This window comes from Telluria sp. Soil_C_11 (assembly GCF_057657395.1).
The window spans coordinates 389,655-402,922 of the sequence record NZ_JBDGIN010000002.1 but is presented as its reverse complement, the minus strand read 5'-3'; the positions used below and the strand labels follow the sequence as shown (position 1 = coordinate 402,922).

Genomic DNA, 13,268 nt, shown 5'->3' with positions numbered 1-13,268 from the left:
TTTCAACTACAGATCTCCACGCAAGGAGAACAAACATGGATGAACTGAAAGCATTCCTGGAACTGAGCACCATGCTGGTCACCGACCCGCGCACCGTGGTCCTGTTCTGCCTCCTCGGCTATGCCGTGGTCAGCGACGTGCGCAGCCACCGCATCCCGAACCGCCTGGTCCTGGCGGGCCTGGGATTCGGCTTCATCTACAGCGCCTTCGTGCCGTTCTGGGGCCAGCACGGTTTCCTCTGGTCGCTGGGCGGCGCCGCGATCGGCTTCGGGGTCCTGTTCCCGCTCTGGCTGCTGCGCATGATGGGCGCCGGCGACGTCAAGCTGATGGCGATGGTCGGCTCCCTGCTCGGCATGGATGCGATGCCGGCGGCACTGGGCGCCACGCTGATTGCGGGCGCCGTGTTTTCGATCGGCTTCGCCGCGCGGCACGGCAAGCTGCGCCAGATGCTGGCCAACGTCGGCCGCATCCTGCGGATCGGCAGCTTTGCGGTGGCAACAGGTGGTCCGGTGAGCGCGGCCGCCAGCGGCTGGGAGTCGGTCGGCAAGATGGCCTTCGCGGTGCCGATCGCGACCGGCACCATCGGCGCCGTGCTGGCCAGGCATTTTGGTTTCCTTTGATTGAGAAGCGGGGGTGACATCATGAAGAACATCAAGGCTTTCGCCCTGCTACTGGTGGCGATCGTGCTCGGCCTGGCGGCAGCCGTCTACGCCAACGCCTGGATCGGGCAACGCTCGAATATCTCGGCCAACAAGGTCGTCGTCGCGGCGGTCGACATCCCGGCCGGCGGCCGCATCGCTCCCGAGATGCTGACCACCCTCGACTGGCCCAGCGGCGCGCTGCCCGCCGGATCCGTCACCGATCCAACCAAGCTGAAGGAGCGCGTGGTGAAGATGGACGTGGTGCGCGGCGAAGCCATCATCGAAGGCAAGCTGGCCCCGGTCGGCACCAAGGGCGGCCTGTCCGCGGTCATCACCGAAGGCAAGCGCGCCATGACGGTGCGGGTCAACGACGTCGTCGGGGTCGCCGGCTTCGCCCTGCCCGGCAACTACGTCGACATCCTGGTGCACACCCAGCAGGAAGGAACGGGCAAGGACGACAAGGCCAAGCCGATCAGCAAGACGGTGCTCGAACACGTGCTGGTGCTGGCCGTGGCCCAGGAAGCCAGCCGCGACGACACCAAGCCGAAGGTCGTCAGCGCGGTGACCCTGGAACTGTCGCTGGCGGACGCCGAGAAGCTCGACCTGGCACGCAGCATCGGCACCCTGTCGCTGGCCCTGCGCAACCAGACCGACCCGGAAAAAGTGACCACCGACGGCATCACCAAGGGCGACCTGTTCGGCGAAGCGAAGGTATTCAAGGCAGTCGCACCGGTGCGCGTCGCCCGCCCGGCGGTGCGCACAGCGGTGGCGCGCGATTGCGTCGAAGTGATCGACATGAACGGAGGCTCGGCGCGCATGAGCTGCTTCCACTAGCCCTAAAAAAACGAACTTAACAACCAGAACAGGAGCGAACCCGTGCCCACCCCATCCATCAGGATCGCCGTCGCCGCCGCGCTGCTCGCCATGAGCGCCGCCGCCTCGGCCGCCGCCAAGGTCAAGGCCCCGTCGGCCGCCAAACCGGATGCCGCCACCCTGCGCAAGTGCAGCGCCACCGAGATCGAGAAGCCCGCCACTGTCACGCTGGGCAAGTCGACGATCGTGCCGCTGCCCTACTCGGTGGTGCGGATGGCGGTGGGCGGTAGCCAGTCGGGGTCGAGGGCGGCTGCCATCGGGCAGTCGGGTGGCCAGCCAAGCGCCGGCCCGGCGCCGAAGGTTGCATCGCCCCTGGCGGCGATGGCAGCGGCGATGGGTGCGCCGATGGGCGAGCAGGAATCGGATGGGGTGTCGGATGTGCAGATCGCCCTGCTGGCGCCGAACGAGCTGTTTGTCCTCGGCCGCAAGCCCGGCGCCATGAACGTGGTCCTGCAGGACGGGAACGGACGCTGCCACGTCAAGGACATCGTCGTGACCATCGACCCGGGCGCCCTGCAGGGCATGATCGCCGACCTGGTGCCGGGAGAGCGCAACATCAGGGTGCGCGCCGCCCAGAACAACCTGGTGCTGACCGGCGAGGTCAGCGACACCATCGCCCTCGACCAGGTGCTGGCGCTGGCCGGCTCCTACGGCGATCCGAAGAAGATCGTGAACATGCTGAAGGTGAGTGGCGCGCAGCAGGTCATGCTCGAGGTGAAGATTGCGGAGGTCAGCAAGACCTTGCTGGACAAGCTGGGCGCCAGCGTCGGAGTGCACCGCAACCGTAATGGCGGTACCGATTCCTTTTCCGTGCTGTCGGACTTCCTGAGCCAGGGTGGCGGGTTCATCGAGGCGCTGCGTCTCGGCCGCACCGCGGTGCAGGTGGATGGGCAGAAGGATGACGGTTTGGTGCGGGTGCTGGCGGAGCCAAACATCATGGCGATCAGTGGGCAGCAGGCGAGTTTCCTGTCGGGTGGGAAGATCTTCATTCCGGTGGCGCGCGACCCTGGCATCGCAGGGTTCAGCACGATCACGCTCGAGGAAAAGGAATTCGGCATTGGCGTGAAATTCACTCCGACCGTGCTGGGCGGCTCGCGCATCAACCTGAAGATGGTGTCCGAAGTCTCGGACCTGTCGCAGACCGGCTCGCCTTTCACCTCGGTCAATGGCTTTACTTCGGTACTGCCCTCGTTCTCGGTACGGCGTGCCGACACGACGGTGCAACTGAACGATGGCCAGAGTTTCGTGATCGCCGGCCTCATCAAGAACAATATCACCGAGACCATCAAGCGCTTCCCCGGCCTGGGCGAAGTTCCGGTGCTGGGGGCACTGTTCCGCAGCTCCGAATTCCAGACGGACCAGACCGAACTGATGTTCGTGATCACGCCCCGACTGGTCAAGCCGCTGGCCGCAATGCCGACCCTGCCCACCGACAACCACGTCGTTCCTTCTCGCGGCGAGGTTTACCTGAACGGCAGTATCGAAGGCAAGGCCGCTCCGGCATCCAACAAACAAAGGGGCAAACAATGAAGAAGCCGTTCGGAATTTTCGCGGTGGTGCTGGCGGCCGGCTGCGCCCAGACCGTGACCCCGCACTACGACATGCGCTTCGGCGACGCCGTGCGCGAGGCGAACCTGGCGATGACCATCGATCCAAATGCCGGAAGCCGCGAGGATGTGGTGGCTGGTATCGATGGCCGAGCCGCCCAGGAAAGCGCCAAGCGCTACCACGATTCATTCAAGCAGCCGCCACCAGTGACTAATGTCATCAATATTGGTGGGGGATTTACTGGGACTGGTGGCGGGGGTAAGTAAATGCCGACGCACCGATAACAGAGTTCTAGCAGTAGAAAGAGCAGTAGTTTGCAGTAGTAGCAGTGGTAAGAACGGGCTAGCGTACGCTAATCCGACATTTTTTAATCAATGTCTTGAGAGGAAACTTACAAATGAACATCCTGAACACCACCAAAAAAATGGCCGCTGACTTTGCTCGTGAGGAAGAAGGCGCACAGATCGTCGAATACGGCATGATTATCGGTGCAATCTCTCTGGTGCTAATTGGCTTGCTGGCCACTCTGCGGGATCAAGATTTCAGTGGTTTGGTCACCAAGATTCAGACCTGCCTCTCGGGCGCTACGGGCTGCGGAACCTAATCCGAGGCCATAAAACGGCCGTGGCAACGCGGCCGACGACGCGCGGGGATACCTCGCGCGTCGTACCTCGGCAAATAAGCCGCCGGATGTGACAAACATTCCTGTGGCCAAATCTGCGGTTGCGGTACTTCACGCATTGCATAGTCCATGCGTTCTGCAATTTTCACAGATCGTGGACGAGTTGCAATACCAATCTGAAGTACAGCGTCGCACTCTTGGATAAGCACGACGTCAATCATGCGTAAAGTCTTAAGAAATCAAAGTAGGCAGGAAGGCGCCGTAGCCCTAACATTCGCCCTCGTCCTTGTCCTTCTCCTGGGTTTCATGGGCCTTGCTCTCGACTTTGGCCACCTCTTCGTAGTCAAGACGGAACTGCAGACTGCGATGGACTCCTGTGCGCTGGCTGCCGCCCAGGAATTGAACGGCCAACCTGACGCCATTGCGCGAGCCACGAGTGCCGGCATTGCAGCTGGCAACGTCAACAGAGTCAACCTGCAATCCTCTACGTGGAGCGGCAAGGCTCAGATGACGGCCGCAGACATAACTTTTTTTGACAACGACCACGGCGGTACAACTGATAGTGCGAAGGCACATTTCGTACGCTGCGATCACGTCCAAGCAGGCACAAGTACACCCCTGTTGCACATGGTAAGCATTCAATCCTCTTCCTCCGCGTTTGCCGCCACGATGGACGTACGCGCCTTCGCCGAAGCGACCACTACGCCATCACAATCAACGTGTCCGATGCCTTTGGGCCTGAATCCAAGAAACAATACACCACCTGACTATGGCTTTATCAAAGGGGAATGGATCACTTTGCTCAGCAAGAACAATCCCAATCCTGGGCAGATCGGATGGCTGAACCTGAATCCTGACGGCAGCAAAGGAGCGCCGGCCATTGAGGACCAGCTCAAGGGGATTTGCGGGATTCGTACCGATGATCCCGTTCTGGCCCAAGGGGTGAAGCAGACAGTTGCTGACACATGGAATACGCGATTCGGCATCTACAAGGACGATGTGCCAAGCCAGCAGCATCCAGATTTCACAGGCTACGTGTACAACCAAACGGTTCCCGGCAACGGAAAAAATAAGCCGGCGCCCACTTGGCCACTCGGTCGCGACGCTTATTCTGATTTCGTTGGCAAGCGTCAGACGTTTAAAGGCTGTGCAGCCACGTTCAGTGACTGCGTCGCTCTCACTGGCGTAAATGCCAAGACGCTCGCCAGTTCCGGACCAGGTAGTGATTTGCAAACCTATGGCACCAACCGCAGGCTCGTTACCGTACCGATCACGACAGGTGGCAAAATCAAAGACTTTGCATGCATGCTCCTGTTGCAGCCGATCCCCACACCGTTCGCCGACGTGCAGTTGGAATACCGGGGCAATGCTTCGCAGGCCGACAGCCCCTGCACTGGCAGCGGATTGCCCGGGGGCACAAACGGCCCCTTGGTCCCTGTTTTGGTGCGATAAGGAAGATGCCATGAACCGACAACAAGGTGTGGCACTGGTCGAATTCACATTGCTCCTGCCATTCATGCTCGTCTTGACATTTACCGTCACAGAAATCGGTCGAGCTTATTACCAGTACAACACAATCGCCAAGTCGGTACGGGAAGCGGCACGTTATTTGTCAATTCGCGCCCCTAATGTGGATGTAGACAAAGCGCGGAATATTGTCGTCTATGGCAATCCGAAGGGTACGGGTGCTCCGCTCGCACTAGGATTGAGCTTGTCAAATGTTCCGCCCCCAACGTGGGGAACTACAGGTAGCTACCCCGCGTTAAGTACAGTCACAATCAGCGTTACGGGGTACAGATACAAGCCGTTGGTAGGCAACATATTCGGAGTCGCCTTCAACACGATCACGTTTGGCTCGATTCAAGCCACCATGCGGAGCCCGTCATGAAGCTCAGACAAGAAGGCGCGGTCATCATCGAGTTCGCGCTAGTGCTACTCCTGTTCCTAGCGTTCGTGTTTGGAATCGTGGATTTTTCGCGTCTGTTATACAGCTGGCAGATCGCAAACGAAGCGACACGTGAAGGGGCGCGCTATGCCGTGGCCTGTGCCGACCCGACTAGTAATGCTCGCATTAAAGCAAGAATGCAAGCGCTGATGCCGCAAATTAGCGCGATCAATGTAGTGTGGGAACCTGCAGATTGCAACAGCACAAGCTGCGAGGCCGTGACTGTTTCAATTACAGATATGAAGTTCAAATGGATATCGCCCCTCCCAGGAAGTTTGACCAAGCCAATCATCCTCATGCCCGGCTTTTCCACCTACCTCCAGCGCGAAATGATGAGCTACAACCCCCGGATCTGCTAGTCAACACTGAGGCAAACATGAAAATTGTACTGATTTCCGAAGATAGGGTCTTGCTGCAGCAAATGCACACCATTTTGGCCGACAGCGATAATGAGTTGCTAACAATGCCAGGCGAGACATCTGATTTGCGTGGCATTGCCAAAGAACTAGCGCCAAATGTAATGCTCGTCGATGGCCGGAATAAGGAGGCCATAGACCTTGAACACGTGGAACGGCTTACCCTGCAATACCCAGCCGTTGCCGTAATCCTGATCTCCGATGCCGTCTCGCCGAAATTCCTGCTGGCCGCTATGCGTGCCGGCGTTCGCGAAGTCATCTCGCCTTCTCATCTTCAAGAAATGCTTCGCGCTGCCGTCGAGCGCATCGCCACCATGATGTCTGTTGCATCGGCCAGCGATCACGCAAAGATCCATGCCTTCATTGGCACAAGCGGCGGTAGCGGCACCACATTCTTGGTAACGAATTTTGGCTACCAGCTTGCCCAATCGCATAAGGTGCTACTGGTCGATCTAAACCTGCAATTCGGCGACGCGCTGAGCTTCGTTCAAGATGGAAAGGCATCCAAGACCATCGGCGATATCGCGCGGGACATCAAGCGTCTTGATAGTACCTTACTGAATGCCAGCACTATTCACGTAACACCCAATTACCACATCCTCGCTGCACCGGACGAGCCTGGTCTGGCCGAAGACATCCGGCCCGAGCACATTGACGCAATCCTCAGTCTCGCGGTCACGCAATACGACATCGTTCTACTCGACATGCCACGCATTGTTAATTCCATGCTGATGACGGCACTAGACCGAGCGGCCTCGATCTTCTTGGTACTGCAGGCTAGTGTGCCGCACCTTCGCAATGCGGACAAGCTGTTGTCCGCTTTCCGCTCGCTGGACTATTCACGGGACAAGGTCGAGCTGATACTTAATCGCTATGACAAACGCAGCGACATTACTATCGACAAGATCCATAAGGCGCTAGGGCAGCTTGAGATTCACACAATTGCCAACGGTTACCGCCAAGTAAGCACGGCAATCAATCAAGGTGTGCCGCTGATGGAATTGGAACGCAAGCATGGCGTGATCCGCAATCTCAGCCAGCTTAGCAACACCATGGCACCAGCCGCTGAGCATCCAGCCGGGCTGTTTGAGCGCCTATTCCGGCGCGCTTAAAACGCGGAGTCCTTATGTCACTCAGGGAAAAACTAAGTGCCCGGCAACCGGATAGCGAGCAAGCTCCGCTACAGACGGTTCAGCGCGATGCCTACAAGCAACTCAAGGAGCAAATGCACCTGAAGCTGGTCGATCAGTTTGATTTGACTACATTAGAAACACTGCCCGCAGACAAACTGCGCCAAGAAATTGCTACTTCAATTGACCGCCTGCTTCTAGATGAACAAGTTCCAGTCAGTGCTTTGGAACGTCGCATGCTGATGCGCGACATCCAACATGAGATGCTGGGATTTGGACCACTCGAGTTGCTAATGGCCGATCCTACAGTATCGGATATTCTTGTTAATTCGTACGACAACATATATGTCGAGCGCCGCGGTAGGCTGGAGCGGACAGACGTCAGCTTTACCGACGAGCGCCACCTTTTAAGAATCATCGACAAGATCGTATCCCTGGTCGGACGCCGTATCGACGAGTCAAGCCCTATGGTCGACGCACGCTTACCCGACGGTTCTCGCGTCAACGCAGTTATTCCACCGATCGCACTTGACGGACCGATGATGTCGATCCGCCGCTTCGCTCACATCCCATTGCGGATGGAAAACCTTGTACATGACCTGCGCAGCCTAACGCCGGAAATGGCCGAAATGCTGGAAGGGCTGAGTAAGGCCAAAGTCAACATGTTGATTTCCGGTGGTACAGGCGCTGGTAAGACCACGCTATTGAACATCATGTCCGGTTACATCCCTGAATCCGAACGGCTCGTGACAATCGAAGACGCTGCAGAACTTCAGTTGCAGCAACCACACGTTGTTCGCTTGGAAACGCGCCCACCGAATATCGAGGGTAAGGGCGAAGTTACTGCACGTGCTCTGGTAAAGAACGCCCTTCGGATGCGGCCGGATCGCATCATCATTGGCGAGGTGCGCGGAGCCGAGGCGGTCGATATGCTGCAGGCAATGAATACTGGCCATGAAGGCTCGCTAACCACGATCCACGCGAATACGCCGCGGGACGCACTCGCACGTATGGAGAACATGATCGGGATGGCAAACCTCAACCTGCCGCACAAGGCCGCGCGTCAGCAGATTGCCTCTGCTGTTACGGTCGTTGTCCAGGCGCTACGTCTCATTGATGGCAAGCGCAAGATCACCAGTATCCAGGAAGTGACTGGCATGGAGGGCGACGTGATCACAATGCAGGAAATTTTCGCTTACCATCAGACTGGAGTCGATGCCGACGGCAAGATTATTGGTCATTTCCAGGCAAGTGGCGTCCGACCGAAGTTTGCCGACCGCCTGCGCTCATTCGGCATTCAATTACCCGACCGAATGTTCGATCCAGCCCGACACTATTCCTGAGGAGGGCGAAGCATGTTTAATCTTTCTGGAGCTGGTTTAGGCCCAATTATCTCGGTCTTGGTCTTCCTCTCGGTTATGCTACTGATGGAGGCCGCTTACCTATTCTGGCGTGCACGCCGCGGTGCGGCAGCCCTGCGCCTGACCCGACGGCTGGAAGTGCTATCGCAATCCATCTCCGGCGAAGGACAGCGCCCCCTGCTGAAACAGCGAAAGCTGAGTGAGGTGACAACCCTAGCCCGGCTGCTCGACAGGCTATCCTTTACTTCTGGGCTCGAGCAATACCTCGCCCAATCCGGACTGAGTTGGACGGTCGGTAGGCTAATCCTGACTAGCGCTACCGCCACGGCACTCGGCATTGCTGCTGCTAATTTGACAGCAACACCGCTCTTCTTCGGCGTCACATGTGCCGTCATACTCGGCTTACTACCTTGGGCCTATGTCGCTCGCGCACGCCAAAAGAGATTGCGCAAGCTAGAGCAACAATTGCCTGACGCCCTGGATTTGATTACCCGAGCCATGCGCGCCGGCCATTCCCTGCCGCTTGGAATACAGTTGTTATCCGAAGAAATGGCGGATCCTATTGCCAGCGAATTTCGCTTGGTCCATGAGCAAGTGAACTTCGGTGTTTCATTACAACAAGCACTGTCAAACCTTTGCGAGCGGGTGCCGTTAACGGATTGCCGTTACTTCGTCGTATCGGTACTCATCCAACGCCAGTCTGGTGGCAACCTGACCGAGGTACTCATAAATCTCAGCCGCCTGATTCGCGAGCGTCTCAAATTGATGGGCCGCATCCGCGTGCTCTCTGCCGAAGGACGAATGTCGGCTTGGATTCTAGGCCTTCTGCCTTTCTTCATCGGAGGACTACTACAAACCTTCAACCCAGATTTCATGGGACCTATGTGGACCGATCCCTTAGGTATTCGGATGCTTCAAATCATGCTAACCATGATGATGTTGGGGGCTTTTGTGCTGAGCCGGATCATCAAGATTCGTGTCTGACTGGAGATATCTATGTTGCTCCCTATCGTCGTCTTTTTTTCGGTCACATTCGCAGTTGTCGGCCTCTACCTCTGGCTTGTTCCCGACAAAACAGATAAGCGTCTCCATGCGCTCTCCAACACGAGTGATTTAGACTCGCTAGGATGGCAAGCCGCGGTTGTCAAGGTAGTTACTCCATTTGCAAAGCTGTCCACACCCTCGGGAGACTGGGAGTCTTCCCCATTTCGCTTGAAGTTCATACATGCGGGGATTCGCCACCCTAAAGCGCCGCACGTCTTCTTTGGCTTGAAAACATTGCTCCCGCTGTTGCTCGCAGTACCAATTTTTTTTCTCCTGCGGGGTATGCAAGGCGTAAGCACCTTAAAGCTTTCGACGATAGTATTTTGTGCGGCAGCAGTCGGCTGTTACCTGCCGAACATCATTTTGCATCTCAAAGCGAAAAGCCGCATGCGCGAAATTTTCGACAACTTTCCAGACGCAGCCGACCTGATGTTGGTTTGCGTCGAGGCTGGTCTTGGACTAGACGCGGCGATCACACGGGTCGCAGAGGAACTATTGGAAAAAAGCGCTACGCTCGCCGAGGAACTTCAGTTGACCAACCTTGAGATTCGCGCAGGCAGTACGCGAGAAAAGGCGTTGCGGAACCTTTCTCTGCGTACCGGCGTCGAAGAACTAAATTCGTTCGCCACGATGCTAATCCAGGCGGATAAGTTCGGTACAAGCGTCGGCGATTCGTTGCGCGTGTTTTCCGAAGATTTACGTCACAAGCGCCAAATACGGGCGGAAGAGCATGCGGCAAAGGTACCAACCAAGATGCTGTTTCCGCTTGTAATGTTCATCTTTCCATCAATCATCATGGTCGTCTTAGGGCCGGCCATCATCCAAATCGTTCGTCACCTCGGCCCAGTGATGGGTGGCGCACGTTGATGGCACAAACAACACAGGGCGCATTCCAAAAGAATGCGCCCCGCGTAATGACCAACAATTTAATAATTCTACTAAGCCACCTCCGCCACATCCACCCCAAGATGGCTCTGCACATAAACATACAAATCCAGTCGATTACCAACCCCAAGTTTCTGGTAAATCGAGGATAAATGATTCCTTAAAGTAGATTCGGAAATAAAGAGTTGTTTCGCCAAATCCTTATTTGTACGAACCTTATTATCGACCACGGCATGCAATACTTTTCGTTCACGCGGCGTCAGCAAACCGAAATGGCCCCTGGGTTCTCCCGCCGCCGGCTGTTCGCGCGCCCGGCGCATCACCTGCAGCGCGATGCCGGTCGCTTCGCGGCCGAACCACAGCTCGCCCTCGTGCGTCTTTTCGATGGCCTTGATGATCTCGTCCGCGCTGGAGCGCCGGGTCAGCACGCCATGGGCGCCGGAACGCACGCTTGCTGCGAGTGTATCCTCGGTGACCTCTTCCATGAACAGCAGCGTGCGGCAGTTGGTCGTCAGCGCCTCGGGCAGCAAGCCATGTCCCGTCATCGTCGCCAGTTCATGCCGCATCAGCACGATATCGGGAGTCACGCCGGGAATCTGCAGGAGCGCATCGGTCTGATTGCTGGCGATGCTGACCACCTCCATTAATGGACGGTGGCCGTTGATCAACTTGGTCAGTGCCCACAGCATGAGTTGGTGGTTTTCCACCACCATGACGCGGATGGGCTTATTCAATACATTGTGCATGTTGGACATCATGTTTTCTTTTTAGAAAGAATAATATCCGCTGAATTAAACGTATTATCAGCGCTCTTTGGTGATGTCTTATCTACCAGTGGCCGCGCCTCATATTGCTGAGGCGTGTGTAATTACTATAATCAGATCCTTACCAAAAGTCCATGTTTATGATTACTGTCGCGATTAAAAAAGCCACATTTTGAACTCAGCCATTAATTAATGCCATGTTCAATTTCTCGATCGAAAAATTAATCGTACAAATGAATTTTAATTGTCATTAATTTGTATTTTAAATATGTTGATCGAATACCTGCCGTAAATAGGCAATGAAAGTTTCATCCGTGCCCATGCCCTTGCCCGGGCTGTCCGACAGCTTGGCCACCGGCTGGCCGTTGCAGCGCACCAGCTTCATGACGATGTTGAGCGGCTCGAATTGCGTGTCGTTGGTCAGCTTGGTGCCGATGCCGAAGCCCAGCTGGACGCGGTCCGCGAAGTGGCGGTACAGGTGCAGGGCCTTCGGCACCGTGAGCGCGTCCGAGAACACCAGACGCTTGGTGCGGGCGTCGATACGCAGTTTGGCGTAATGGGCCAGGGCCTTTTCGCCCCACTCGACCGGATCGCCGGAATCGTGGCGCAGGCCGTCGAACAGCTTGGCGAAATAAAGGTCGAAATCGCGCAGGAAGGCGTCCATGCCCACCACATCGGTCAGCGCGGTGCCGAGGTCGCCGCGGTATTCCTGCACCCAGTCCTCCAGTGCCTTCTTCTGGAAATCGCGCAGGCGCACGTCGAAGGACTGGAAAGCCTGCATGTATTCGTGGGCCATGGTGCCGATCGGCACCAGGTTGAATTTCTTCGCCAGGTAGACGTTCGACGTGCCCTTGAAGAATTGCGGCAGTTCGCGCGCCATGGCGGCCACCACCTCTTCGTGCCACTCGCCGGAAAAGCGGCGGCGCACGCCGAAATCGAAGAACTCGAAGGGGTTCAGGCGCTGCGGTTCCGTATCGAAGGCGCGGAACTCGTCGATCTTCTGTTTCAGGCGCTTCCTGCCCTCTTCCAGCGCCGCGGCCTGGTCGACGCGGCGGAAGTAGAGTTCATTGACGATGTAGAGCACGAAGATCTCGAAGCCCATCACGTGCACGATCGGGCCGGAAGCGCGGATGCGCAGGTGCGGGCCGTCGGTTTCGACGCGGATGAACTTGCGCTGGAAGCGGAACAGGGTCAGGTAGTCGGCGAAATCGCTCTTGATGAAGCGCAGCGAGCGCAGGTACGCGACCTCTTCCTCGCTGAACATCATTTCGCACAGGTGGTCCAGTTCGCGGTCGACCTCATCCTTCAGCTCGGCCAGCGGAAAGGCCGGCGTGTTGCGGCACTTGAACTCGTATTCACCGATGGCGCCCGGGTGCATGTGCAGGAAAGCCTGCCACATCGTGAATTTATACAGGTCGGTTTCGAGCAGGCTGCGGACGACTGGTTTCATGTGGACCTTTCGATGCGGGCGGGCTTTTTCGCGCGGCGCTTGGGCGCCAGCATGGTGCCGCTGCAGGCCGGGGTGCCGCAGCGGCAGGCGAACAGGCGCTTCAGGGCGGGCGTATGACGCTCGTCGTAGATCAGCGCGTAGTTGTAGTTGAGTTCTTCGCCGGCGTCGATGTCGCGCAGGGCGTGGATGTAGACGCGGCCGTCTTCCTCGTAGGCTTCGCAGTTCGGCTCGCAGGCGTGGTTGATCCAGCGCGCGTCGTTGCCGCGCCGGCCGCCGTCGATCACATTGCCGTCGGCCAGGCTGAAATAGAAGGTGTGGTTGACCGGGCCGCCGCGCTCGGCGGCGCGCTCGGTGGCGGCGTCCCAGCTGATGCGTTCGCCGCGGTATTCGATGATGCGTTCCCCGGCCGCGATCGGGCGCAGGGCGAACACGCCGTTGCCGTGGACCGGGGACTTCCTGACTTCATAGGCGGGTGCCTTCGGTGCTGCGGGTTTCTTCGCGGTGCTCATCTCGGATTGGGGAAGGTTGAGGGATTGGTCCTCATTATTGCCCGAAACTTGGCAAGACTGCCACACCGCCCCTTCCCCTC

15 protein-coding genes are annotated in these 13,268 nt (G+C 57.5%); 12 read left to right on the top strand and 3 right to left on the bottom strand.

Features of this window, described 5'->3' with window-relative positions; translation table 11 throughout:
- Nucleotides 1-35 precede the first annotated feature (35 nt).
- The 12 genes from AC3A6M_RS04750 (at nucleotide 36) to AC3A6M_RS04695 (ending at nucleotide 10,447) form a co-directional block, all read left to right on the top strand.
- Nucleotides 36-620 (top strand): A24 family peptidase, encoded by a 585-nt coding sequence (locus AC3A6M_RS04750; RefSeq protein ID WP_487851573.1) that lies wholly within the window; start codon nucleotides 36-38, stop codon nucleotides 618-620.
- Between the two features lie 21 nt (nucleotides 621-641).
- Complete coding sequence (gene cpaB, locus AC3A6M_RS04745) at nucleotides 642-1,475, top strand: Flp pilus assembly protein CpaB (RefSeq protein ID WP_487851572.1); 834 nt, start codon at nucleotides 642-644, stop codon at nucleotides 1,473-1,475.
- A gap of 90 nt (nucleotides 1,476-1,565) precedes the next feature.
- A complete protein-coding gene (locus AC3A6M_RS04740) occupies nucleotides 1,566-3,044 on the top strand; it encodes a type II and III secretion system protein family protein (RefSeq protein ID WP_487851736.1) in 1,479 nt (492 codons plus the stop codon).
- Nucleotides 3,041-3,328 carry a hypothetical protein gene (locus AC3A6M_RS04735; RefSeq protein ID WP_487851571.1) on the top strand — a complete coding sequence of 96 codons (288 nt, stop codon included), beginning with the start codon at nucleotides 3,041-3,043 and terminating at the stop codon, nucleotides 3,326-3,328. Before AC3A6M_RS04740 ends, AC3A6M_RS04735 begins: the two co-directional genes overlap by 4 nt.
- A gap of 131 nt (nucleotides 3,329-3,459) precedes the next feature.
- Nucleotides 3,460-3,666, top strand: a complete 207-nt coding sequence (locus tag AC3A6M_RS04730; RefSeq protein ID WP_487851570.1) for a Flp family type IVb pilin — start codon at nucleotides 3,460-3,462, stop codon at nucleotides 3,664-3,666.
- 237 nt (nucleotides 3,667-3,903) lie between these two features.
- On the top strand, nucleotides 3,904-5,136 hold the full coding sequence (locus AC3A6M_RS04725; protein WP_487851569.1) for a pilus assembly protein TadG-related protein: 1,233 nt from the start codon (nucleotides 3,904-3,906) through the stop codon (nucleotides 5,134-5,136).
- 10 nt (nucleotides 5,137-5,146) lie between these two features.
- Nucleotides 5,147-5,572, top strand: coding sequence for a TadE/TadG family type IV pilus assembly protein (locus AC3A6M_RS04720; protein ID WP_487851568.1), 426 nt, complete (start codon nucleotides 5,147-5,149; stop codon nucleotides 5,570-5,572).
- Entirely contained in the window at nucleotides 5,569-5,988 is a 420-nt protein-coding gene (locus tag AC3A6M_RS04715; protein ID WP_487851567.1) for a TadE/TadG family type IV pilus assembly protein, read from the top strand. The genes AC3A6M_RS04720 and AC3A6M_RS04715 overlap by 4 nt, the downstream gene beginning before the upstream one ends.
- Before the next feature lie 17 nt (nucleotides 5,989-6,005).
- Nucleotides 6,006-7,157, top strand: coding sequence for a CpaE/TadZ family protein (locus AC3A6M_RS04710; protein WP_487851566.1), 1,152 nt, complete (start codon nucleotides 6,006-6,008; stop codon nucleotides 7,155-7,157).
- 14 nt (nucleotides 7,158-7,171) lie between these two features.
- Nucleotides 7,172-8,518 carry a TadA family conjugal transfer-associated ATPase gene (locus tag AC3A6M_RS04705; RefSeq protein WP_487851565.1) on the top strand — a complete coding sequence of 449 codons (1,347 nt, stop codon included), beginning with the start codon at nucleotides 7,172-7,174 and terminating at the stop codon, nucleotides 8,516-8,518.
- Nucleotides 8,519-8,530: 12 nt separating this feature from the next.
- Complete coding sequence (locus AC3A6M_RS04700; protein ID WP_487851564.1) at nucleotides 8,531-9,520, top strand: type II secretion system F family protein; 990 nt, start codon at nucleotides 8,531-8,533, stop codon at nucleotides 9,518-9,520.
- A 12-nt stretch (nucleotides 9,521-9,532) separates the two neighbouring features.
- A complete protein-coding gene (locus AC3A6M_RS04695) occupies nucleotides 9,533-10,447 on the top strand; it encodes a type II secretion system F family protein (RefSeq protein ID WP_487851563.1) in 915 nt (304 codons plus the stop codon).
- Nucleotides 10,448-10,518: 71 nt separating this feature from the next.
- Here AC3A6M_RS04695 and AC3A6M_RS04690 read toward each other — a convergent pair whose 3' ends face one another.
- From AC3A6M_RS04690 to AC3A6M_RS04680, 3 genes are all read right to left on the bottom strand, one after another.
- On the bottom strand, nucleotides 10,519-11,223 hold the full coding sequence (locus AC3A6M_RS04690) for a response regulator transcription factor (protein ID WP_487851562.1): 705 nt from the start codon (nucleotides 11,221-11,223) through the stop codon (nucleotides 10,519-10,521).
- Between the two features lie 268 nt (nucleotides 11,224-11,491).
- Entirely contained in the window at nucleotides 11,492-12,679 is a 1,188-nt protein-coding gene (gene pncB / locus AC3A6M_RS04685; protein ID WP_487851561.1) for a nicotinate phosphoribosyltransferase, read from the bottom strand.
- Entirely contained in the window at nucleotides 12,676-13,188 is a 513-nt protein-coding gene (locus AC3A6M_RS04680; protein ID WP_487851560.1) for an SET domain-containing protein, read from the bottom strand. The genes pncB and AC3A6M_RS04680 overlap by 4 nt, the downstream gene beginning before the upstream one ends.
- Nucleotides 13,189-13,268: the final 80 nt, after the last annotated feature.